The sequence below is a fragment of the Gemella parahaemolysans genome (genome assembly GCF_053758945.1).
This window is the reverse complement of the sequence record NZ_JBSMTP010000004.1, coordinates 79,721-103,978: the sequence shown is the minus strand read 5'-3', so window position 1 is coordinate 103,978 and position 24,258 is coordinate 79,721. Positions and strand designations below refer to the sequence as shown.

Annotated in this window: 22 protein-coding genes; 18 read left to right on the top strand and 4 right to left on the bottom strand. The window is 31.3% G+C overall.

Annotation, left to right across the window (positions count from 1 at the left end):
- Positions 1-165 precede the first annotated feature (165 nt).
- From upp to ACWOBP_RS04225, 9 genes are all read left to right on the top strand, one after another.
- Entirely contained in the window at positions 166-795 is a 630-nt protein-coding gene (upp, locus tag ACWOBP_RS04265; protein ID WP_003144032.1) for a uracil phosphoribosyltransferase, read from the top strand.
- A 159-nt stretch (positions 796-954) separates the two neighbouring features.
- On the top strand, positions 955-1,683 hold the full coding sequence (atpB, locus tag ACWOBP_RS04260) for a F0F1 ATP synthase subunit A (RefSeq protein WP_455337605.1): 729 nt from the start codon (positions 955-957) through the stop codon (positions 1,681-1,683).
- 78 nt (positions 1,684-1,761) lie between these two features.
- Positions 1,762-1,977 (top strand): F0F1 ATP synthase subunit C, encoded by a 216-nt coding sequence (atpE, locus tag ACWOBP_RS04255; RefSeq protein WP_003143965.1) that lies wholly within the window; start codon positions 1,762-1,764, stop codon positions 1,975-1,977.
- Between the two features lie 53 nt (positions 1,978-2,030).
- The gene (gene atpF / locus ACWOBP_RS04250) at positions 2,031-2,555 is read left to right on the top strand and encodes a F0F1 ATP synthase subunit B (protein WP_455337604.1); all 525 of its coding nucleotides are present in this window, start codon (positions 2,031-2,033) and stop codon (positions 2,553-2,555) included.
- Entirely contained in the window at positions 2,555-3,094 is a 540-nt protein-coding gene (gene atpH / locus ACWOBP_RS04245) for an ATP synthase F1 subunit delta (protein ID WP_455337603.1), read from the top strand. The genes atpF and atpH overlap by 1 nt, the downstream gene beginning before the upstream one ends.
- A gap of 27 nt (positions 3,095-3,121) precedes the next feature.
- Positions 3,122-4,624 (top strand): F0F1 ATP synthase subunit alpha, encoded by a 1,503-nt coding sequence (atpA, locus tag ACWOBP_RS04240; protein ID WP_060913551.1) that lies wholly within the window; start codon positions 3,122-3,124, stop codon positions 4,622-4,624.
- A 34-nt stretch (positions 4,625-4,658) separates the two neighbouring features.
- Entirely contained in the window at positions 4,659-5,531 is an 873-nt protein-coding gene (gene atpG / locus ACWOBP_RS04235; RefSeq protein WP_314160145.1) for an ATP synthase F1 subunit gamma, read from the top strand.
- Between the two features lie 39 nt (positions 5,532-5,570).
- Entirely contained in the window at positions 5,571-6,986 is a 1,416-nt protein-coding gene (gene atpD, locus ACWOBP_RS04230; RefSeq protein WP_294683012.1) for a F0F1 ATP synthase subunit beta, read from the top strand.
- A gap of 20 nt (positions 6,987-7,006) precedes the next feature.
- A complete protein-coding gene (locus tag ACWOBP_RS04225; RefSeq protein ID WP_455337602.1) occupies positions 7,007-7,414 on the top strand; it encodes a F0F1 ATP synthase subunit epsilon in 408 nt (135 codons plus the stop codon).
- 145 nt (positions 7,415-7,559) lie between these two features.
- On the opposite strand, the gene ACWOBP_RS04220 is transcribed toward ACWOBP_RS04225, so the two are convergent.
- From ACWOBP_RS04220 to ACWOBP_RS04205, 4 genes are all read right to left on the bottom strand, one after another.
- Positions 7,560-10,106 (bottom strand): amidase family protein, encoded by a 2,547-nt coding sequence (locus ACWOBP_RS04220; protein WP_455337601.1) that lies wholly within the window; start codon positions 10,104-10,106, stop codon positions 7,560-7,562.
- 230 nt (positions 10,107-10,336) lie between these two features.
- On the bottom strand, positions 10,337-12,454 hold the full coding sequence (locus ACWOBP_RS04215) for an amidase family protein (RefSeq protein ID WP_455337600.1): 2,118 nt from the start codon (positions 12,452-12,454) through the stop codon (positions 10,337-10,339).
- Between the two features lie 158 nt (positions 12,455-12,612).
- A complete protein-coding gene (locus tag ACWOBP_RS04210) occupies positions 12,613-13,461 on the bottom strand; it encodes a 5'-nucleotidase, lipoprotein e(P4) family (protein WP_455337599.1) in 849 nt (282 codons plus the stop codon).
- A 1,016-nt stretch (positions 13,462-14,477) separates the two neighbouring features.
- Positions 14,478-16,241, bottom strand: a complete 1,764-nt coding sequence (locus ACWOBP_RS04205) for a glycerophosphoryl diester phosphodiesterase membrane domain-containing protein (protein WP_455337598.1) — start codon at positions 16,239-16,241, stop codon at positions 14,478-14,480.
- Positions 16,242-16,465: 224 nt separating this feature from the next.
- On the opposite strand from ACWOBP_RS04205, the gene ACWOBP_RS04200 reads away from it, so the two are divergent.
- The 9 genes from ACWOBP_RS04200 to ACWOBP_RS04160 all read left to right on the top strand — a co-directional run bounded on the left by ACWOBP_RS04200 (position 16,466) and on the right by ACWOBP_RS04160 (position 24,246).
- Complete coding sequence (locus tag ACWOBP_RS04200; RefSeq protein WP_455337597.1) at positions 16,466-17,968, top strand: sucrose-specific PTS transporter subunit IIBC; 1,503 nt, start codon at positions 16,466-16,468, stop codon at positions 17,966-17,968.
- Positions 17,958-19,268, top strand: coding sequence for a GH32 C-terminal domain-containing protein (locus ACWOBP_RS04195; RefSeq protein ID WP_455337596.1), 1,311 nt, complete (start codon positions 17,958-17,960; stop codon positions 19,266-19,268). The genes ACWOBP_RS04200 and ACWOBP_RS04195 overlap by 11 nt, the downstream gene beginning before the upstream one ends.
- 1 nt (position 19,269) lies before the next feature.
- Positions 19,270-20,208, top strand: coding sequence for a carbohydrate kinase family protein (locus ACWOBP_RS04190; RefSeq protein ID WP_455337595.1), 939 nt, complete (start codon positions 19,270-19,272; stop codon positions 20,206-20,208).
- Between the two features lie 110 nt (positions 20,209-20,318).
- Positions 20,319-20,900 carry a methyltransferase domain-containing protein gene (locus ACWOBP_RS04185; RefSeq protein ID WP_455337594.1) on the top strand — a complete coding sequence of 194 codons (582 nt, stop codon included), beginning with the start codon at positions 20,319-20,321 and terminating at the stop codon, positions 20,898-20,900.
- 27 nt (positions 20,901-20,927) lie between these two features.
- Positions 20,928-21,071: a methyltransferase gene (locus ACWOBP_RS04180; protein WP_455337593.1), complete on the top strand. Its 144-nt coding sequence runs from the start codon at positions 20,928-20,930 to the stop codon at positions 21,069-21,071.
- A 218-nt stretch (positions 21,072-21,289) separates the two neighbouring features.
- Positions 21,290-21,967 carry a response regulator transcription factor gene (locus tag ACWOBP_RS04175; RefSeq protein ID WP_455337592.1) on the top strand — a complete coding sequence of 226 codons (678 nt, stop codon included), beginning with the start codon at positions 21,290-21,292 and terminating at the stop codon, positions 21,965-21,967.
- Positions 21,960-23,189 (top strand): sensor histidine kinase, encoded by a 1,230-nt coding sequence (locus ACWOBP_RS04170; RefSeq protein WP_455337591.1) that lies wholly within the window; start codon positions 21,960-21,962, stop codon positions 23,187-23,189. Before ACWOBP_RS04175 ends, ACWOBP_RS04170 begins: the two co-directional genes overlap by 8 nt.
- A gap of 175 nt (positions 23,190-23,364) precedes the next feature.
- Positions 23,365-23,631 carry a hypothetical protein gene (locus tag ACWOBP_RS04165; protein WP_455337590.1) on the top strand — a complete coding sequence of 89 codons (267 nt, stop codon included), beginning with the start codon at positions 23,365-23,367 and terminating at the stop codon, positions 23,629-23,631.
- 159 nt (positions 23,632-23,790) lie between these two features.
- Positions 23,791-24,246: a DUF4064 domain-containing protein gene (locus ACWOBP_RS04160; protein ID WP_455337589.1), complete on the top strand. Its 456-nt coding sequence runs from the start codon at positions 23,791-23,793 to the stop codon at positions 24,244-24,246.
- The last annotated feature ends 12 nt before the right edge of the window (positions 24,247-24,258 follow it).

Here is a 24,258-nt window from a genome sequence, read left to right as displayed (position 1 = left end):
GTTTTTATTATTGTAATATTTTATGTAGTATAAGTCTAGTAATATAACAAAACTAATAAAAAAATATTTATTGAATGGAGTAAAATATTTTCGGATATCCCTTGTTAAAATGAAATAATTAGAGTAAAATAAATATAATAATAATACAAAGGAGAACTATAAATTATGTCAAAAGTTCATGTTTTTGATCATCCATTGATCCAACATAAATTATCTTTTATTAGAGATAAGAGAACGGGGTCTAAAGACTTTAGACAACTTACTAACGAAGTAGGTTCTTTAATGGCTTATGAAATCACTCGCGATCTTCCTCTTGAGGATGTAGAAGTGGAAACGCCAATCCAAACTACTACTTGTAAGCGTCTTGCAGGTAAAAAAATTGTTTTCGTTCCAATCTTACGTGCAGGATTAGGAATGGTAGATGGATTAATGAATTTAATTCCATCAGCAAGAGTAGGTCACGTTGGACTATACCGTGATCCAGAAACTCTACAACCGCATGAGTATTTTGTTAAAATACCTAGTAATCCGGAAGAACGTCACTTTATTGTTGTTGACCCAATGTTAGCAACTGGTGGATCTGCAATTGCGGCAATCGACTCGCTAAAACAACGTGGGGTTACTGATATTAAATTTATGTGTCTAATAGCAGCACCTGAAGGTGTAAAAGCATTACATGATGCACATCCTGATGTGGATATCTTTATCGCAGGTCTAGATGAAAAATTAAATGATCATGGTTATATCGTACCAGGATTAGGTGATGCTGGGGATAGAATCTTTGGAACAAAATAATATATAATAGGTTATTCTTAATTAAATTATATAAAATTTAAGAAATCGCTAGCAAATATCAGCAAATCATATTATAATATTTATTATGTATTTCTGATTTTATATTACAACAGATTTAGAAATATAAAAGTTACTTAAGAAAAGAGGTGAGGGGAATATATGGAAAAACACACATATCTTATTACCAAATTATTTGGCTATGATATAACGGTTAATATTCCTAGTGTAATCACAACTTTAATAACAGTTTTACTTACCTTTATTATTGTGATGTTTCTAACTAGTAGAATAAAATTGAGACCAGATAGTAAACGTCAAAATGCGGTTGAATTACTTGCATATTTCGTTAGTGATAATGTCATTAAAGGTAATGTTAGCTGGAAAAAATATGGTAAAGGATTATGGGCGACAGCTCTAACAATTATTTCACTTGTTGCAGTAGCAAATACTATTGGTGTATTAATAGAAGTTAGTTACAACGAGGTAGTTTATGTAAACTCAGTAACGGCTGATCCAACATTTACTTTCTCTCTTGCATTATTGATTATTGTCTTTACTCATTTTGCAGGAATTAAGTATAAAGGTGTTAAACATTATTTTGGTACGTATACTTCTTCAGGTATAGGTATTACACCATTTAAAGTTATTGAAGAGTTCACAAACTTAATGACTTTCTCAATGCGTTTATTTGGTAACATTTATGCTGGTGAAATTTTATTAGCGCTATTAGCAACGCTTACTACAGTAGGGTTCTTCGGAGCTATTGCCGGTATGGTAGGGTTGGTAGTATGGAAAGGATTCTCTCTATTTATCGGGTTTATCCAAGCATACATCTTTACTGTATTAACATTTATTTATTTATCACACAAAATTAGTGATGAACATTAATCTTTTTAAACGCACTATATGTGCAAAAATCTTATAATTAATAAAATTCATTTATTATCCAAGGAGGAAAATATAATTATGGTAGAATTAATTGGAGCAGGTTTAGCAGCAGGTTTAGCAGCAGTTGGTGCTGGTATCGGTAACGGATTTTTATTCGGTAAATTTATCGAAGGTGTATCTCGTCAACCAGAATTAGAGTCAAGATTAAAATCAAATGCTTTCGTATTATTCGCACTTGTAGAAGCAGTACCTATCTTAGCTATCGTTATTTCATTCGTTATCTTAGCTAAATAATTTAGTATAATACTGTAAACAAAAGAACTATGAAGAATAGGAGCATTTAGTAAATGGAAAATTTAGTATTTTTAGCTACTGAACACTCTTCTCATCAAGGTTTTAATCTAGGAAATATGGCTATTAACATTGTAGCTGTATTAATCTTATTAGTATTACTGAAAAAATTTGCTTGGGACAAACTTATTGATATGTTAGATGAGCGTCAAAAATTAGTTGAAGGTCAACTTGATGATGCAGCTAAAAATCAAAAAGAAGCTTTAGTTTTACTCGAAGAAAATCAAGAAAAATTAAAAAATGCACAAAAAGAAATTAAAGTTATGATGGAAGAAGCTCGTGAACAATCTAAGATTGAAAAACAAGCTATTCTTGAAGAAGCTCGCAAACAAGCAGAACAATTAAAAGTAAATGCTCAAAGAGACATTGAGGACGAGAAGAAAAGAGCACTTGAAGAAATCAACAAACAAATCGCTGATTTATCAGTGCTTGTAGCTTCGAAAATTTTAGAAAAAGAATTAGATGGCTCAACACAAAGTGAATATGTTGATAAAGTCATTAAAGAGGTAGGGGTGAAATAATGAGTAAGTCAGTATTAGCTAATAAAATTGGATATTCATTATTTGAAGTTGCAAAAGAAAATAACACACTAGAAGAAGTTTCTTATGAGTTAAAGGAAGTTGCAAAAGTAGTTAATGAAAACTCTGATTTTGTTACATTGATGAACAACCCTAATTTAGAAAAAATAAAGAAAATTAACTTGATTGATGCAGCATTTGCAGGAGTAAATAAATATGTTGTGAATGTTGTTAAAATCTTAGCAGGTAATCTGCAAATCTCATTAATTAATTTCGTTCTAGAACAATATACTGAATTGTTTAATAAACATTCAAGAAATGTTGTTGTTAAAGCTGAATCGGCTTCACCTTTAACTGAAGAACAGTTAGAAAATTTAAAAGAAAAAATTAAAAATGAGTTACAACTAGAAAATGTAGAAATTAATAATTTTGTGGATGAAAGTCTTCTAGGTGGTTTAAAACTTACTTATAATAATAAAGTAGTTGATGCTACTATTAAGGCGAAATTAAATGCTATAAAATCAAAAATTTCTTCAATCTAGAAGAAGTTGAAACAAGGAGGGACATAAATGGCTATTAAAGCTGAAGAAATTAGTTCATTACTAAAATCACAAATAGAAAATTATCAGTTTGAAGTTAAGTCAACAGATGTCGGTACAGTTATAGAAGTAGGGGACGGTATTGCTCGTGTATACGGTCTTAATGAAATAATGAGTGGTGAGCTTGTAGAGTTCACTAAAACAGGGGTTATGGGGCTTGCTCAAAACCTTGAAGACACAAATGTTGGTATCGTAATTTTAGGTCCAACTACTGATATTAAAGAAGGAGACGAAGTTCGCCGTACTGGACGTGTAATGGACGTACCTGTAGGTGAAGAACTAATTGGACGTGTAGTTGATCCATTAGGACAACCAGTTGATGGTCGTGGACCAGTTAACACTACAAAACGTCGTCCAATTGAATCTCCAGCAGTAGGGGTTATGGGACGTAAATCAGTATCTGTTCCATTCCAAACTGGTATTAAAGCGATTGACGCATTAGTACCTATCGGACGTGGGCAACGTGAGCTTATTATCGGAGATAGACAAACAGGTAAAACTGCAGTTGCTATCGACTCAATCTTAGCTCAAAAAGGACAAGATGTAATTTGTATCTATGTAGCAATAGGACAAAAAGAATCTACAGTACGTAGTGTGGTAGAAACTCTTAAAGAACACGGTGCTTTAGACTACACTATCGTAGTAACAGCATCAGCATCTCAACCAGCACCACTTCTTTACATCGCACCTTATGCAGGGGTTGCAATGGCAGAAGAATTTATGTTTAATGGTAAAGATGTAGTAATCGTATATGATGACTTATCTAAACAAGCAGCAGCTTACCGTGAGTTATCATTACTATTAAAACGACCACCAGGTCGTGAAGCATACCCAGGGGACGTATTCTATCTACACTCACGTCTTCTAGAACGTGCTGCTCGTGTAAATGAAGATTTTGGTGGAGGAAGTATCACAGCACTACCATTCGTAGAAACTCAAGCAGGTGATATCTCTGCGTATATTCCAACAAACGTAATTTCGATTACGGACGGACAAATCTTCTTACAATCAGATTTATTCTTCTCAGGTATTAGACCAGCGATTAACGCCGGACTTTCAGTATCTAGGGTAGGGGGATCTGCTCAAATTAAAGCGATGAAAAAAGTATCAGGTACTTTACGTCTTGACTTAGCATCTTACCGTGAGTTAGAAAGCTTTGCTCAATTCGGTTCTGACCTAGATCCAGCGACTCGTGAAAAACTAGAACGTGGTAAACGTACAGTTGAAGTTTTAAAACAAGACTTACACAAACCAATTCCAGTAGAAAAACAAGTTATGATTCTTTATGCTTTAACTCACGGATTCTTAGATGATGTAGAAGTTAAAGATATTCACAGATTCGAACAAGAATTATATTCATACTTAGATGCTCATGAAAATGAAGCAGTTAAGCACATTATTGAAACAAAAGACTTACCATCAACAGAAGTTATGGATGAAGTAATCGCTGCATTCAAAAAAACTTTTGCCTAAGATGATAAGTAGTAGAGTAAAGGTGGTGAACTAATTGGCGTCACTAAGAGATATTAAAAACAAAATCAATTCTACTAAGAAAACTAGTCATATTACAAAAGCAATGGAGATGGTTTCAACATCTAAGCTTTTAAAAGCACAATCAAACACGCAAAAATTTAATCCATACATGCAAAAAATGCAAGAAGTGATGGGGACAATTTTTGGAAAAAGCTCTAGTATTAAACACCCTATGTTAGAAAAAAGAGAAGCTAAGAAAACTCTTTATGTGGTAATTACTAGTGATAGTGGTTTATGTGGAGGATTCAACTCAAACGTTATTAGAAACTTTGTTAATACTGTTAATGAAAGACATGCTAATAGCGAGTATGGTATTGTTGCTATAGGTAACTATGGAGCAGAATTCTTTAGAAAAAATGGCTATAATGTAGTTGATAGTTATAGAGATATACCAGATGAGCCAAGTTTCACTCAGGTTAAACAAATTACTAATAAAGTAGTAGGATACTTTATTGATAAAGAATATGATGAAATTTATTTACATTATAATCACTTTGTTAGTATGATTCAACAGGTTGTAACTGAAAGTAAAGTTCTTCCTATTGACAATACAGACAAATTCGCAAATTCTGAAGAGCAACAACCTACAGGAGCTTACGAATTTGAGCCTGGTGAGACAGCTGTACTAGATGTAATACTACCTCAATATGCTGAAAGTATGATTTATGGAAGTATATTAGATAGTAAAGCTAGTGAGCATTCTGCAAGAAAAACAGCAATGAAAAATTCGACTGATAATGCAGGAAATATTATTGATACACTTACGATTAAATACAATCGTGCAAGACAAGCTGCAATCACTCAAGAAATTACTGAGATTGTAAGTGGAGCAGCAGCAACAAAATAGTAATGAGAAAGGAGAAGCTATTAAGTTAGCATACAACATATGAATAAAGGTTATATTCTCCAAGTTATGGGACCTGTAGTAGATGTTAAATTCGAATCAGGGCATATGCCAAATCTATTAAACGCTTTAGAAGTTTACATAGAAAAAGGCGATGGGAAAAAAGAAAAATTAGTTCTTGAAGTTTCTCTAGAAATTGGTGATAACGTAGTAAGAACAATCGCTATGTCATCTACTGATGGATTAAATAGGGGAGCAGAAGTAGTAGATACAGGAGCACCAATTACAGTTCCTGTAGGTAACTACACATTAGGTCGTGTCTTCAACGTATTAGGTGAAGCAGTAGACCACGGTGAAGAAGCAGGAGCAGAAGTTCGTAAAGATTCAATTCACAAAGAAGCTCCAACATTCGAAGAATTATCAACTCACGTTGAGGTTCTTGAAACAGGTATTAAAGTTATCGACTTACTTGCGCCATATATTAAAGGTGGTAAAATCGGTCTTTTCGGTGGTGCGGGAGTTGGTAAAACAGTTCTTATCCAAGAACTTATCAACAACGTTGCGCAACAACACGGTGGATTATCAGTATTCACAGGTGTAGGTGAGCGTACTCGTGAAGGAAATGACTTATACTATGAAATGAAAGATTCTGGTGTTATTAACAAAACAGCCATGGTATTCGGACAAATGAACGAACCACCAGGTGCTCGTATGCGTGTAGCATTAACAGGATTAACAATGGCGGAATACTTCCGTGATGAAGAAGGACAAGACGTACTTCTATTCATCGATAACATCTTCCGTTTCACACAAGCAGGTTCTGAGGTTTCTGCGTTATTAGGACGTATGCCATCAGCCGTTGGTTATCAACCAACACTTGCTACAGAGATGGGACGTTTACAAGAACGTATCACATCAACTAAAAAAGGTTCTGTTACATCTATCCAAGCGATTTATGTACCAGCCGATGACTATACTGACCCGGCTCCAGCGACTACATTCGCTCACTTAGATGCAACAACTAACCTTGAGCGTGCGTTAACAGAGATGGGTATCTACCCAGCCGTTGACCCACTTGCTTCTACATCTAGAGCATTAGCTCCTGAAATCGTAGGAGAAGAACACTATCAAGTTGCGACTAGAATTCAAAGAACTCTTCAAAAATATCGTGAATTACAAGATATTATCGCCATCTTAGGTATGGATGAGTTAAGTGATGAAGATAAGAAAACAGTTGATAGAGCACGTCGTGTTCAATTCTTCTTATCTCAAAACTTCCACGTAGCTGAACAATTCACAGGTCAACCTGGTTCATACGTACCAGTATCTGAATCAGTACAAGCATTCAAAGGAATCCTAGATGGTAAATATGACCACATTCCTGAAGATGCATTCCGTCTAGTTGGTGGAATTGAAGACGTATTAGAAAAAGCTCGTAAACTAGGAGTAGAAGTATAATACAAATAGGAGGTAAATAAATGAATACTTTAAGTGTAAGCATTGTTACTCCTAATGGAGAAGCTTATAGCGCTAAAGAAGCTTCTATGGTTGTATTGGGAACTACAAGTGGACAACTTGGTGTAATGGCTAACCATGTTCCTATGGTTGCATCATTAAAGGTTGGTCCTCTTAAAGTGATTTTTCCCGATGGACGTGAAGAATATCTAGCTGTAAGTGAAGGATTTGTGGAAACACATAAAGGCGAAGTAACTATTATAGTTCAAACAGCAGAATTAGGTAAAGACATCGATGTTGAGCGTGCTAAAAGAGCATTACAACGTGCAGAAGATCGTCTTGCTAAAAAAGAAGAAGGTCTTGATGTAAGACGTGCAGAACTAGCTTTAGCTAAAGCTTGTGCTCGTCTGAAGATAGCTGAACAATTATAAGAAAAAATGTAGTTCATATTTATTATGAACTACATTTTTTTATAAACTTAAAATTATGTTTTATTTTAAAACTCACAAAGAAATAAAAAAACCTCGGAATTTAGGTTTCATATTAGAAACTTATTTCTGAGGTTTAATATTTCAATTAATTATTTTTTCTACGTTTTAATAATCCGACTATAGCAAGAAGTGATAGTCCAATTGCAGTTAGAGATTTACCTGTAGTTTCACCAGTTTTTGGAAGAGTTTTTGGTGTATTAGTAGGTGTAGAGTTCGCACCTCTAGTATCTATTACTGTGAATTTTTTCTCTTCTTGAACAGCTGATGAGTTTATATCTTTTTCGCTTGAAGCAAATGCTGTTTTAATTTTAGCTACAATTGCGAATTTGCTGAAGTGATCAACTGTGAATTGTAGGTTATTTTTACTTACAAATGAAGGGATTAGTTCAATAGAGTTATCCTCTTTAATATGATAAACAAGTATATCTTTGTTTTGTTCATTTTGTAGTAAAGCAACTTTTACTGTTCTTGGAACATTAAGATTTACTGTTTTATTATCTTTTTGTAATTCTAAATCTACAACTCTAATTGATGTAATATCTTTTTTGTCTTTAATACTATTGTTGGCATCAGCAACAACTTTATCTTTTAGATTTTCTAAGTTTATATCTTTAGTGATATCTTTGGCAGATAAAGTTAAATCTTTATTGTCTGTAGAGTATAAATCAGCGCTTATATCTTTATCTTTTGATTTAATAGTAACAGTAACTGTATTATTGTTAATGTTTAGTTCTGGTAATTCTGAAGCAACAGGAGCGTCAGAAGGGACTGAATATTCATATTTTGTACCATATTCATTTTCTCTAACTTTATTACCATTTTCAGAAATAACTGTGTTTCTTACACTTGGATGTATCACAAATTGATTGTTATCTTGGAATAGTTGTCCTATTTCAAGAAGTATTTTCTCAGAATTGTTTTGAGCTGCGAACATTACTCCAAGAGGAAGGTTATTTGCACTCTTATAAACAGGTAATGATATTGCAGGGTTTCCTGTTAAGTTGAATAACCAAGTGAACGGTGTTCTTCTCATCATAGGTTCCCATTGTTTAACAAGTAGATTGAATCTTTCTTTTGGATCTTTGATTTTATTAATATTATAAAGTTGTTCTTCAACTTTTGGATCAACATAAGGATCTACTTTTTTATCATTTGATGGTGCTGTTACCGCATTAGTAGCCATTAAGAATAAATCATACTTTTTGTAGAATTCATTCATTTGGTTAAAGTAAACTGAAGCAGATTTTGCAGATGAAATATCTGTATTTGCATTTTTTCCTTTGTATGATGAAGTTCCTAATGCATAAGTCGCAGGGTCTAAATCACGTTTGTTTTTTTCTTTAGCTAAGTTTGTCGCTGCAGTATAACCCCCACCAATTGCACCTATTGTATATGTTCTAATACCTTCGTAACCGTCAATTGGAAATTCATTTACTTCTTCAACAGTAAATCCTTGTTTTCTAAGGAAATCAACAGCTTTAAGAACAGCTTTTTTACCATCTTCACTTAATTCAACATCTTTTAATGGTGTTTTTAATGAATAAGCAATTTTAAGTGATTTTAAGTTCTTAGGAACTTCTAATAAAGTTTTTGGTTTACTGATGTTTGTTTTATCAAAATAAGTTTTAGCATCCTCAATAGTTTTTACTAGTGGAAACTTAACAACATGTCCAGTTGGTTTTAAACCGATAAGACCAGTCCATGAAGCAGGAATACGAATTGATCCCCCAGCATCACTTCCGCTTGCGATTGATACCATACCACTTGCTACAGCACCAGCACTTCCTCCTGAAGATCCTCCAGTGTTACGACTAGGATCCCAAGGGTTACCAGCAGGCCCTAGTAATTTAGAGTCAGTAATATTTCTAGTTCCAAACTCAGGGTAGTTAGTTTGTCCAAGGATAACAAAACCTAGTTTTGCAAATTCTTTGGCAACAGCTCCACTTACTGAAGATGTTTTACCTTTATTTAAATACACACCGTAAGAAGAATCCCCATTTTTTAAAGCATCTAATCCTTTAATTAGAGTAGGAACACCTAAGAATGGTTGTTCATCCCAATTTACAGGATTAGCAGCTAGTTTTCCTGCACTAATACGATTGTCAATTTCTTTAGCAGTTTTATATGCTTCTTCAACAATAGCATGAGGAATTTTACCATTTTCTGTAGTAAGAACAGCATTTAACTTAGGATTTTCTTCTTCTATAACTTTATAAGCTAAGTCAACAAGTTCTGTACTAGTAACTTTTTTCTCACGAATTAGTTTTGCAAGTTCTAGAGCACTTTTTTGTTTATATTCAGCAACAGTAAATGGAATTGTTGGTTTAGCAACTTCCTTGTTTTCAACACTAGCACTGTTTGTTGACTCATTGTTACTTGAAGTCGGTGCTACAGTGTTAGCTGAAGTAACAGGACTAGTAGATGGTGTTACAACTGCATTATTAGTAGCATTTTTATCAGTGTTATTTACAGCAACAGCTTTATCGTTAGTATTAGCTGTATTAGTCACATTTGCCGGTGCTGTAGTTTTATCTTCACTAGCTTTAGCTTGATTGTCATTAGCTAATACTGGAAATAATGTTGCAGCTGCGAAGGCAGGAATAAGTACATATTTAATCTTATTTTTTTTCATTTTTAGCTCCTATTTTAAATAATGATTTAAGCCTTGAAAAAGCTTTCCACATTTCATTATACTCCGATACCGATTATCAATCAAGAAAATTATTTGATGAAATGAAAAAAATATTATTATGGTTTTCTTTTGATTAACATTATATAAAGATTAGGAGAAAAAATATTTTTTAGAAAATAAAATAAATACGGTCAATTATAGGAATCAACCGTATTTAAATTAATTTAATACTAATTATTATTTTTTCGTTTTAGTAATCCAATTAAAGCAAGGAATGAAAGTCCAATTGCTGATAGGAAGTTGTTTGTACTTTCACCAGTGTTTGGAAGAGTTTTAGGTGTTGAATTTAATTTAGTTGAGTTTGTATTTACTACTTTTTTCTCTTCTTTAACAGATGAATTTAGTGAATTTTCAGATTTACTTGGAGTAGAAACAGTCCCATTGTTGATATTTAAAGTTGATAATTCTGCAACAGTAGGTGCGTAAGTTGGAACTGCGTATTCAAATTTAGTTCCATCTTCATTTACTCCTATTTTATTTCCATTTTCTGAAACATTTGAGCTTCTAATAGCTGGGTTCATTTTGAATTGATGTCTGTCTTGGAAGTATTGACCAATTTCTAAAAGTACTTTTTCAGAATTATCTTTTGCTGCGAACATTACACCGAATGGTAGATTTTTATCACTTAGATATGTTGGTAGTGAAATCGCAGGATTTCCAGATAAGTTAAACACCCAAGTATATGGAGAACGTCTAGTCATTGGTAACCATTGTTTAGTTAATAAATTAAATCTTTCTTTTGGATCTTTAATTTTATTAATGTTATATAGTTGTTCTGCAATATCTGGCTCTATATATGGATCTACTTTTTTATCATTAGATGGAGCAGTAACTGCGTTAGTTGGAACTAGGAATAAATCATATTTTTTATAAAATGCATTCATTTGATCTATAAATGTAGATAATGGTTTTACTGAAGAAATATCAGTATTTGCATTTGGTCCCATATATGAAGAAGTTCCTAATCCGTAAGTTGTAGGGTCTAGTTGACGTTTGTTTTGTTCTGTTACGTTTTTAACAGCTGCAACATAACTTTCTTCTCCGATACCACCCACAGTGTATGTTTTAATTCCTTCGTATCCATCGATAGGGAATTCTTTAACTTCTTCAACTGTAAATCCTTCTTTTCTTAGGAAATCTACTGTTTCTAAAATAGCTTTTTTAGCAACTTCACTTAATTCAAGATCTTTAAGTGGAGTTTTAAGAGTGTAGGCTATTTTTAATTTTTTCAAATCTTTAGGTGGTTCTACTAATGTTTTCGGTTTACTTAATTCAGTTTTTTCAAAGTAAGCTTTAGCATCTTCGATAGTTTTTACTAGAGGAAATTTAACCACGTGTCCAGTAGGTTTTAAACCAATAAGACCAGTCCATGAAGAAGGAATACGAATAGATCCTCCAGCATCACTACCGCTAGCTATAGGTACCATACCACTAGCTACGGCTCCAGCACTACCACCTGAAGATCCTCCAGTATTACGGCTAGGATCCCATGGATTACCAGCAGGTCCAAATAATTTAGAATCTGTGATATTTCTAGTTCCTAATTCTGGATAGTTAGTTTGACCAAGTATAACAAAACCTAATTTAGCAAATTCTTTAGCTACAGGACCACTTTCGTCAGCAATTTTACCTTTGTTTAGATATACACCATTAGTGTAGTCACCATTTTTAAGTTGATCAAGACCTTTAATTAAAGCAGGTACACCTAAAAATGGTTGAGCATTCCAATCAATAGGATTAGCAGTTAATTTTCCAGCGCTAATACGATTGTCAATTTCTTTAGCAGTTTTATATGCTTCATCAACAATAGCTTTAGGAATTTTTCCATTTTCAGTTGTTAGAACAGCATTTAATTTAGGATTTTCTTCTTCAATAACTTTGTAAGCTAAGTCAACAAGTTCTGTACTAGTGACTTTTTTCTCACGAATTAATTGAGCAAGTTCCAGAGCACTTTTTTGTTTATATTCAGATACAGTAAATGGAACTTTTGGTTTAATAACTTTATTGTTTACAACATTTGTGCTGCTAGTTGCTTCAGTGTTGTTTGCAGATGTAGGTTTTACACTATTAACCGAACTAGCAGAAGTAGTAGGTGCTATTTCTATGGTATTATTAGCAGTGGAAACACTAGTTGTTTTTTTATTAGTACTTTCCAGTGTATTAATATTTGAAGTCGTTATTGTTTTATCATCATTAGCTTTAACCTGATTGTCGTTAGCTAATACAGGGAATAACGCTGCAGCTGCAAAGGCTGGTATAAGAACATATTTAATATTATTTTTTTTCATTGTTAACTCCTATTGTAGAAAAATGATTGAAAGCCTGAAAAAGCTTTTCGTTTACATTATACTCTGATATTGAGTATCATTCAAGAATATAGTATTAAAAAATAAAAAAAAATATAAGTGATTTAATAATATATTAAATCACTTATATTTTAATAATACTAATATCCTTTTAAGGCATTCATACGAGCTTCAGATTGCCCTTTAGCATCTTTTTTCTCACCTTTATATACTGCTGATTCCCATGATCCGTATAGTGGGTTAGGGAATATTATGAATTTCTCACCAAATTCAGCTTTTAATTGCTCGAACATTTTATCTCTATCAGCTTCTGATGTAGTAGAGAATTCCGCAAAGTCAACTAAGTTATCCCCAAATAACATAACTAGATTAGTATGTTTTATAACTTCTTGACGACGCCCTTCTTTAGATTTGTCACCTTCTTTTTTGAACATTAGGTGATCACGTCCTTGAACTGGTATACCTTGTGCTTCAAGATTTTTAATAGTCGCATCTACTTGAGAATCTGTTCTGTCAGAAATATAGTAGATTTGAACTTTATTTTTGTCAGCAAATTGTAAGAATTCTTTAGCTCCAGCTACAGGTTTAGCTTCGGCTTTTTGAACCCATTCATCCCAGCTTTTAGGGTTAAATGCAGTTCCATCTTTAACATTTTTAACTTGGTATGGAACATTATCTAATACTGTTTCATCTAAGTCTAATACAATAGAATACGGTTTATTAGTAGGCTGTTTTAGTAATTCTTTTAATCTACTAGTAGCAATGTTATAACCTTGTTGATATAATGCATCTACTTCAGCAGCATTTTGATACCATAGTGCTCCCATTGTATTTTCTCTTGATCTAAGTTGATCATAAGTAAGAGTTATTTTATTATCTCCACTCTTATTTTCTTCTTTTTTTTCTTCAGTTTTTTGTGCACATCCAGTTGCAAGAACAACTGTAGCTAATACTGAAGAAATAGACATAACAAGTTTTTTATTTTTCATAATATTTATAGCTCCTTTTGTTATCTACAATTATAAGTATAAAATAAAAATATGAAAAATTCAATATGTAATTATTTATGATAAATTTATAAAATTAATATTTTAATAAAATATATTTAGTTTAGCATAGAAAACGGTTTAAACAAATAATAATAAAGTAAAAATAATATTATTTATTTTGAAGATTAAATGTTGGGGAGTATAATGTATTATCTTTAGGTGTGATAATATATAAGATTTTTATAGGTTATTATAATTAAGTAAAGAATTAAATAGTTTGGTTTGTCATATAATTTTACTTGAGGAAATGGAGGTTTTCAGAGGACTAGATTTAGAGAATTTACAAAAGAATTAGCAATAAATGTTGTTCTAGAATGTAGTAGACATCTAAACAGTAAGGTTAAAGATGAGGTTTATATAAGAGAGTTGGAGTTGGGAAAGTTTAATTTCTTGACTAAGGAAATAAGAGATTAAGGTTTATTATATTATATATGTAGTGTAAATTATGGAAACTTAACTGGAGAAGAAATAGTAATTTAGGTGTATCATGTATAATTAATTGTCTTGTTTTAATAGGAAAAGTGGTATAGGCTAGTTTTGGAATTATTTAAGGTTTGATGACAATTATTTACTAAAGCTATAGTGTTGATTATTCGAGAATAAAATGAATGTTTAGATGAAGTAGCTTAAGGAACTCCAGTGGTTATAGGATTATTAATTAATTTTTTTAATATTGAAAAAATATTATTCTTAGTGAAATTAATATGGTAAGAAAAAGGATTTTAATGAATTACTGATTATATAGCCTTCTGATATTATATTCAGATTATATATATGAATTATTGTTTACTATTTGACGTTACATAAACAAAAGCTATAGGAACAAGAGGAGGTTAAATTGTTAAAGTTTGTTTTTTAGTGTGATAACGAGATATCACACACAGCACAATTTATTAGAGCGTTGAGATATTTCGTGAAATTAGTATAATAAAAGGCTAAAAATCAAAAAATGATTTTTAGCTGAAATTTATTAGTCTTAATATTTTATCGTAATATGAGTAGTTATTTTCCAAGATATTTTTTTCTTCTTTTACAAGTTCAGGTTCATCGGTAATAATACCATCTGCAGGGCTTTGTAAGTATCTAGTAATTAAAGCTGGATCATTTATTGTCCAGACAAAAACTTTTTTGTTTTGTTTTTTAGCTTGTTCTACTAGACGATCTCTGTATGAGAAGTCTTCTATTACGAAAAAGTCGACAATACTTTGATGGAAGTTTCCAAATTGAAGAGGGATTACATAACCAGTTTCTAAATTTGGTGCCTTTGTTTCAAGTTCTTCCATAACTTTAGAATTAAGTGACATGAATTTATAATTTTCAAGTTTTAATCTTTTTATTTCTTCAATAAGAATGTCGACGTAGTTACTTGGTTCACCACCATGAGGTTTTAGTTCTATTACTAGATTCATATTTAAATCCTTAGCTTTATTTACAAATTCTTCTAAAGAAGGTATTTTACTAGTATGGTCTCCTTGTTTTATTTGTAGACCAACAACCTCATCGAAGTTCATGTCTTGAACTCGTCTATTAATTCCCGTTAATCTTTTAAGGTTATAATCATGCATAACTATAAACTTATTATCTTTAGTTAGTAGTATATCTAATTCTACGTAATTGGCACCTGCTTTTGAAGCACCTACAAGAGATTCGATTGAATTTTCTACACCTTTAGTAACATATCCACGGTGAGCTACTGTTTCAATATTTTTGTTAACTCCATTTCCATGAATATTAAAACCATTAATAAGAGTCGCACTAATAATTATGATAGTAGTAAGGGTTGCTACTAATCTTGATTTTTTCTTATTTTCGTTAAGGTTATTAACTAGCTTTTCAGAAATTTCATTTTGTTCTATTAAAACGGTTATTAGTATAGTAATAACTGTTACTTTTGAAATTACTCCAAGAAAGAAAATAATAGCACTAATCAATGAGAAAAATAGAGTTTGTACAATGGTATTATTTCCATTCCTATCAAAATACATACATATAAATGTTATTATAGCGATAAAAACACCTGCTAATGCAATATATATTGTTTCAAATAGGAACATAGTGAATAATAGTTTTCTTTTTCCAGTTTTTGTTAGTTTCCAGCTGGTTTTTATACTATCTAGAATCTTTTCGTCTCCGACAGCAGTAAGAGGAAGTGTGAAAATTAATCTAAGATTAAGATAGGCAAAAAATATCATTACTATTCCCCAAATGATAAGACCACTGTTAGTTTTCATTATTTCACTGCTAATAAATTTAGGGATAAATAGATTTTTAGCGAGAACTGATCTTACACCTAGATTTATTGTAGGAATAGTTATTATAAAATAAATAATAAAAAATAGAGTTTGAAAACCAGCTAGATTTTTTGTTTTATCCCATGCATTATTTAATATACTACGATATGAATATTGTCTATCGGTTAGTTGCCCATATATAGTAAAAGTAAGAAGAGAAAATTCTATAAACATTAAAAATGCTACTATAAGTATAAGAATATTTAATATTAAGAAACTATATGGATTTGTTAGTATACTTAGAATATTATTTTTATCTAAATGTTCTTCTCCTGCGAGGGTAAGGGCAAGTTGAAAAATTCTAGCAATAACCCATAAACCACAGACAAGGAGTAGCTGAATTATAGCTGCAATTGATATATAGGTAAACTTATAGCGATTTATATTTTTAAGAACATTAGAAAATAGATTATAAATTTTGAAATTCATTAAATGCTCACTTTCTAAAGTATTTTTTGCTATTAGATTATATCAAAAATAAGATTTCCAAGCAAGAAAATAAATAATTATTAAAACGTCTGTGGTAACGTTACTTTTTTTTGTTGACAAACTTTCGTATGTGAGTTAAAATAAAAAAGTAACGTTACCATCGTTGTTTGGTAAATGTTAAGAGTCATTATATAAAATTCAAAAAATAAAAAGGAGAAAGAACTATGGACTTAAAAAAAGTTGTAAAAGAAGTTGTAGAACATAGTGGTGGTGAGGAAAACTTACGCTCTGTTGTTCACTGTGCAACTCGTCTTCGTTTAGAATTAAACGATGAGAAAAAATATAATAAAGAAAAATTAGAAGACATCGAAGGTGTTAAAGGTGTATTCTTTAACAACGGTCAGCTTCAATTAATCTTCGGAAGTGGTCTTGTTCAACAAGTATATGCTAAATATAATGAAGTATATAAAGGTGGAGCTTCTAGTGAAGAAGAAGGAGAAAAAACTACTTCTAAAAAACCAAAAGGAAATCCACTACAACGTTTTGTAAAAATGTTAAGTGATATTTTCGTTCCTATCATTCCAGCAATCGTTGCTGGTGGTCTTTTAATGGGGATTAATAATGTCTTAACAGCGAAAGATTTATTCTATACTGGTAAGTCTGTTATTGAAGCTAATCCAGGTATTGCAGGTCTTGCAGATATGGTTAACGTATTTGCTAATGCACCGTTCGTATTCTTACCTGTATTAATTGGTTTCTCTGCTACTAAACGTTTTGGTGGTAATCCATATCTAGGTGCTGCACTAGCGATGTTAATGGTTCACCCAGATGTAATGAATTTCTATGTATTTGGTAAATTAGATCCATCTACAAACCAACTTCTTGCTCCAGCTTTAGATATCGTTAACCAAAGTGGTCAAGCAGTTGAAGGTCTACAAAGACTTACATCTCTTCAATACTGGGATGTATTTGGATTTAAGATCGCTAAAGTAGGATACCAAGGAACGGTATTACCAATTCTTGCAGCTGCTTGGTTATTAGCGACAATTGAAAAATTCTTACGTCGTGTAACGCCATCATGGTTAGACAACTTAACTACACCATTAGTTTCATTATTCGTGACTGGATTTGTAACATTCGCATGGATGGGACCTGTACTTCGTGAAGCTGGTACTTTATTAGGTGAAGGATTACAATGGTTATACATGCAAGGTGGATTCGTAGGAGCAGGTATTTTCGGTTTATTCTACGCACCAATCGTAATCACTGGATTACACCAAAGCTTCTCAGCTATCGAAACTCAATTACTAGCTGCAACAGGATTAACATTTATCTTCCCAATCGCATCTATGTCTAACGTAGCGCAAGGTGCAGCGGTTCTTGCAGTATTAGTATTCTCTAAAAACACAAAAATGAAATCAATCTCATCAGCATCTGGAATTTCTGCATTATTAGGTATTACAGAGCCAGCTATGTTCGGGGTTAACTTAAGACTTAGATATCCATTCTACGGAGCTATTGCAGGAAGTGCGGTAGGAAGTGCATGGATTGGATTAAACAAAGTATTTGCATCAGCATTAGGAGCGGCAGGTCTTCCAGGATTCTTATCAATTCCTGCTAACCACTGGTCAACATTTGGTATTGGTTTAGCATTATCATTCATCGTTTCATTCTCAGTAACAGCATACTTCTTCAAAACTAAGAAGGAACTTGTAAATGCTAGCTAATAACTGGAAACAAAATCTTCATTTAGAACCTACTAAGGGTTGGCTTAATGATCCGAATGGATTAGCCTACTTTAAAGGTAAATATCATATTTTTCATCAATATTCATATGAAGTGGAAGGCGGATTAAAATTATGGTATTACTATACTAGTAGTGACCTAAAAAATTATGAAGATCGTGGCGTATTCCTTACACCAACAATAGAAGAAGAAAAGAGTGGTGTTTATTCAGGAAGTGCCAATATAGAAGATGGAAAACTAGTCTTCTATTACACAGGAAATGTGAAATATAAAGGTGATTATGACTACGTTCATGAAGGACGTGGTCATAATACCATATCTTTTGAAACGGAAGATGGAATTAATTTTACTGAGAAAAAATGTCTGTTAACAACAGATGATTATCCTAATATGTCAAATCATGTTAGGGATCCAAAGATATTTGAAAAAAATGGAAAAAACTATCTAGTTCTTGGAGCTAGAGATAGCAATGATTATGGATGTTTATTAGTATTCGATAAGGATACTCTTAAACCATATAAAACTATTTACTCAGAAAAAAATCTAGGGTTCATGTGGGAATGTCCAGATTATTTCGAAGTAGATGGAAAAGAAATATTTATGTTTTCACCTCAAGGTATTACAAGAATGTATCCAAATTATGGAAATATGTATCAAATTGGATATTCTGTAGTTGAAGAGGGAATTGAGAATGTTGATAAATTAGATAACTTCACATTATTAGATTATGGGCATGATTTTTATGCATCGCAAACATTTCTAGATGAAGATGATAATCGTGTGCTTATCGGTTGGATGTATGTACCAGATAGTAGCTATACTAATCCGACTACGAAGTTTGGTTATCAAAACTGTCTAACTGTTCCGCGTGTAGTAAATTACAAAGATGGTAAAGTTAGACAAACGTTACACAAATCAGTAAAAGATTTATTAGGTAATGATATTAAAACTAATGACTTTAACAAAAATACATGGTATTATAAACAAGAACATGGCAATAAGTTTGAAATTAGTGTAGCTGATTTTAAAGTAAGCTATGATAACAAGGAATTAAAAGTTTCTTTTGGTACTAGTGGTTATGGAAGAGATGATAGAAAATATAAACTGGATTTAAAAAATGTAGAAATAGTATTTGATAGTTCATCTATTGAATTATTCGCAAACGATGGATCTTTTGCACTTTCAACAAGATTTTATCCAGAAAATCACAATGTTAATATCTCAGCCACTGATTATTTAACAAAAGAACTTGGAGCAATCGAAATTAGAGAGGAGAACTAAAATGGCAGTTTTATGTATAGGAGAAATGCTAATTGACTTTATCGGAGAAGATGTAGGAACAATCGATAAAGTAAAATCGTTTAAAAAAGAGGCTGGTGGATGCGTAGCTAACGTGGCTTGCGTTACACAAAAACTAGGGCATAAGAGTTACTTATTAACATCACTTGGACAAGATGGTTTTGGTGATTTTCTAGAAAATACTTTAAAAAATGAGAATGTAGACTGTAAATATGTAAGTCGTAAAGCTGATAGTTTTACACCATTAGCATTTGTTTCTTTAGATGAAACTGGAGACCGCTCATTTAGTTTTTACTTCAAAGGTTCATCAACGTTAAGAATTAGTAGGGAAGATGTTAAAAAAGTTGATTTATCTGAAATTGAAGCAATTCACTTTGCAAGTATTGCAATTCAAGAAGAATCAAAAGATAGCCATCATTTATTACTGAAAAAAGCTAAAGAAGCGGGAGTGTTAATTTCTTTTGATGTTAATTTACGATTCAATCTTTGGGATGATCATAAGGTGTATCTTGAAACTATTAAAGAATTCTTACCTTATGTTGATGTAATTAAAGTTGCTGATAATGAATTAGAATTCTTAACAGGAACTACTAATATCGAAGAAGCATTGAAAAAAGACTTTAGCCATATGAAAGTTGTTCTTTATACTAAAGGAGAACATGGTGCGGAAGTTTATTATGAAAATCACAAGGTAGTAACTGAAATACCTGATATAAAAGCTATTGATACTACTGGTGCAGGGGATGCTTTTGCTGGTTCATTCTTATCAAAATTATTAAATCATGAAGATTTTAATAACATTTCTGAAGAAGATTTAGCACAAATGGCAACATTTGCGACAAATTACGCTAGTTTAACAACTACAAAAACAGGTGCAATTTCAAGTTATCTAACTGAAGAGGAATACAATAACTTAATATAGAAGAAAAAATAAGTCCTAATTAGGGCTTATTTTTTATGGGGAATCATATAGAAAATTATAGTTTTTTATGATAAGATTAATAACATATAATAAAAAGAGTTGGTGTAAGTATGCAAAATAATATTAAAATAAGATTATCAGTTGATAACTTTTATGATAATATTTCTAAAAATAAGCAAAAGACAAAAATTAATCCTAAACAACTAAGTAAATCACTAGGATATGATGAAAAAATAATAAATGAATTTCCTGATGAAATAAATATGGGACTTTCTTGTGGAAATCCGATTAATCACTTGAAAATCAAAGAAGGACAATCCTTAATAGATTTAGGATGTGGAGCAGGAATGGATATTTTTATTACAAAAATAAAAAATCCAAAAGTAGGAACGCTCTATGGCTTAGACAGATTAGATTCTATGCTAGATAAAGCTAAAAGAGCTCGTGATAATAAAGGATTTGATAATATAGAGTTTATCAAAGGTGAGCTAATAAATATACCATTAAAAAATGAGTCCGTTGATAGAGTTATTAGTAACTGTGTTATTAATCTAGAACCGGATAAACAAAAAGTATATGATGAAATATATCGCATATTAAAAGAAGATGGTATGTTTGTAATATCTGATATTATTTTGAAAAAGGAACTACCGTTAGAATGGAAAAATTCTAACAAAATGCACTGTACTTGAGTTGCGGGTGCTCTTCTGGAAGAAGAGATGATTGAGATAATTAAAAAAGCTGGTTTCACAAAATTTCAGATTATAAATTCAGATGTAACAGATGAGTATGCAGAAAAATGGGGTTACGGTAAAGAAATGAAGGCTTTTATTCAAAGTGGATTACTTATAGGAAAAAAATAATAATTATTAGTATTAGTTAGCGTGAAGAAAACATTAGCCATTTATTTTGACATGTATAGGCAAAATACAGTAAAATGTAAGTGGAAAAATTTAAAAATAGGTAAGTGTATGATTTTTTATCTTACATGATTGTTTAAACTTGATTTTAGTTAGTTTTTATATAATGTAATTAATTGAAGATACTTATAACATGAAAATATAGTTAGGAGTGGAAAACTATGAGGTTACTATTAGCCGAGGACGAGAAAGATTTAGCAGATGCGTTAGAAGCAATGTTAAAACATAATAATTATTCTGTCGATGTAGTAAATAATGGACAAGATGCATTAGATTATCTTATGTTAGATGATTATGATGGTGCAATTTTAGATGTTATGATGCCACAGATGGATGGAGTAACAGTAGTAAAAAAATTAAGAGAAAATAAAAAGAATACACCGGTATTATTACTTACAGCTAAATCAGAAATTGAAGATAAAGTATACGGGTTAGATAGTGGTGCAGATGATTACTTAACTAAACCATTTGTTACGAGAGAATTGTTAGCTCGAGTACGTTCAATGACGAGAAGACAAGCTACATTTACGAGTAATGTTTTAGAACTTGGGAATGTTACTTTAAGTAAGTATACATTCGAATTAGCTACAGAAAAAGATAAGGTAAGATTATCTAATAAAGAATATCAAATGATGGAAATGTTGATGAGAAATCCGGGTAATGTAATTCAAACTGAACAATTTCTGGAACGAATTTGGGGTTATGATAGTGATTCAGAAATTAACGTTGTGTGGGTTAATATTTCTTACTTAAGAAAAAAACTGAAAGCATTAGATGCCAATATTCATATTAAAGCAACAAGGAATGTAGGGTATACATTGGAGATGTTAGATGTTTAAGAGTCTTAGAAAGAAATTTATAACGACTGCTATAGGTAGCGTAGCTGTTGTTATAGCAATACTTGCTGTCGCTTTAAATTTTATAAATTTTAATAAACTTGAAGAAAGAATAGATAGCACATTATTGGATGCATCAAAATCAGAAGCTTTGATAAGAATTTTTAAAGAAGACGGAGATGATTTAATAATTACTAAAAATTCTTCTAGTGCAACTGATTACAATGGTTTTTCTATTGCAAAAGTAGATAATTTTGGGAAAATAATTAAAGCGTATCGTGATGATTCTTTATTACCTAATCAAGATGCTTTACAAGATAAAGTGACAGAGGCATTAAAAAATGGTAAAACTAGTGGATTTATAGGTAGTTATAGATTCTTAAAAGTTGAAACAAATGTAGGAAACTTAATATTATTTTTAAATTGTCAACGTGAACTAGATTCTAATGCCTCATTTGTAACAAATAGTATCTTAATTTCTATAGGAGTAATAATATCGGTATTTATTTTACTCGTTTTAGTTTCTAAAAGAGTAATAGCACCAATACAGGAAACGTATATAAAGCAAAAACAATTTATAACGGGAGCCAGTCATGAATTGAAAACACCATTAGCAATTATTAGTTCTAATGCGGATGTATTAGAGATGGAAAATGGAGACTCAAAGTGGCTTCAAAATATTCATAACCAAGTTGACCGATTAACCAGTTTAGTAAATAGTTTGGTAATATTTAGCCGAATGGAAGAAAAAGATACCGTAGAAAGAACACATTTTAATTTAACTGAGGTTTTGAAGTCGAGAATTGAGGATTTTGATGAATTGGCTAATTTTCAAAAAAAATATATTGTAACAGATATAGGACATAATTTGAATTATTATGGTGAAAAAGATTCTATAATACAGCTAATGGATATATTATTGGAAAATGCTATTAAGTACGCACCCGAAGATAGTGATATACGAGTCTGTTTTAATAAACATAGAAAGTATGCTATTTTAAAGGTTTCTAATAAGGCGGATGTAAAAAAAGGTGATTTAAGTAAAGTTTTTAATCGTTTCTATAGATTAGATGAATCTAGAAATAGTGCGATAAAAGGTTATGGTATAGGATTATCTATGGCACAACTTATCGCAGAAAAACACAAAGAAACTATTCGAGCATATGCGCCAGAAGATGGAATCTTCAAGATTGAAGTTCGCTTTACGCTAGATGAACGACATTAAATCAATAGTAATCCTTTAAATCAAATGATTTGAGGGATTATTTTTTTGTTATAAAGTAGAATGTAACTATATGATTAAGTGTTACAGAAAAAATTATAATTTATTTGATAAATATAAAAATATTATAGTTAATCGAAATTAAAAAGAGGTATTTAACATAAAGGAGAGGAAAACTATGTTTGATGTATTTTTTGATTTTCTAATTGGGGTTGTTGAAAATGTGAAAATATCACTGAAAAAATTGAATAGAATTCAGAGGATTATAGCAGTTATTTTTTACTGTGTTGAGGTAATAACCCTTTTAATTATCACTATGTTAACGATTGATGATTATCAAATTACAAGGGAGATATTATATTTATTTGGTTTATTCATTTTTGTAGGGTTATGCCATATATTATTTTATAAAAAATATCTAAATAATAGTAAAGTGAAAGATTAAAAAAGAGGATAATTGATATCTCTAATTAGTAAATTATAAAGATTGTTATTTTGCTATAAAATTTGTAAATTAATTTAATTTTCATTGTAATATGATAACGTTTTATGTTATAATTAGTAAAAAGGGAAATCCTTTGATTTTATAGAAGGAGGGTTTATTATGAAACCATTCAAAAGAACAGTAGAAAAAGTATTGGCGTGGATTGCTAATATTATATTAATAGTAATAACAGGATTTTTAGCGTATGGCTCATTCTTTAAGATTTCAGTTTTAAAAGATAACCAAGAATTTTTAAATCTTTTTAAAGATGAACTTGCTAAAAATCCTAATGGAGTAAATTTATCGGCTGAACAACTTCTTGATTATACGATTCAAGGGCTTAAGATATATTCAGTTTTATTAATCGTATTAGTTGTATTTGCATTATTAGCGACATTCTTAATGAAAAAACGTATTTTATCTGGAGTACTTTTCTTAGTGTTAGCGATTGTAGTGGCTGTTGGAACAGTAGGACTATTAGTTCCTGTATATCTATTTTACTTTATAGTAGCAATCATGCTATTTGTTAGAAAAGAAAGATCTGATCAATATCAAGAAACAGTTAGTTATCTGTAAGGATAAATTAAA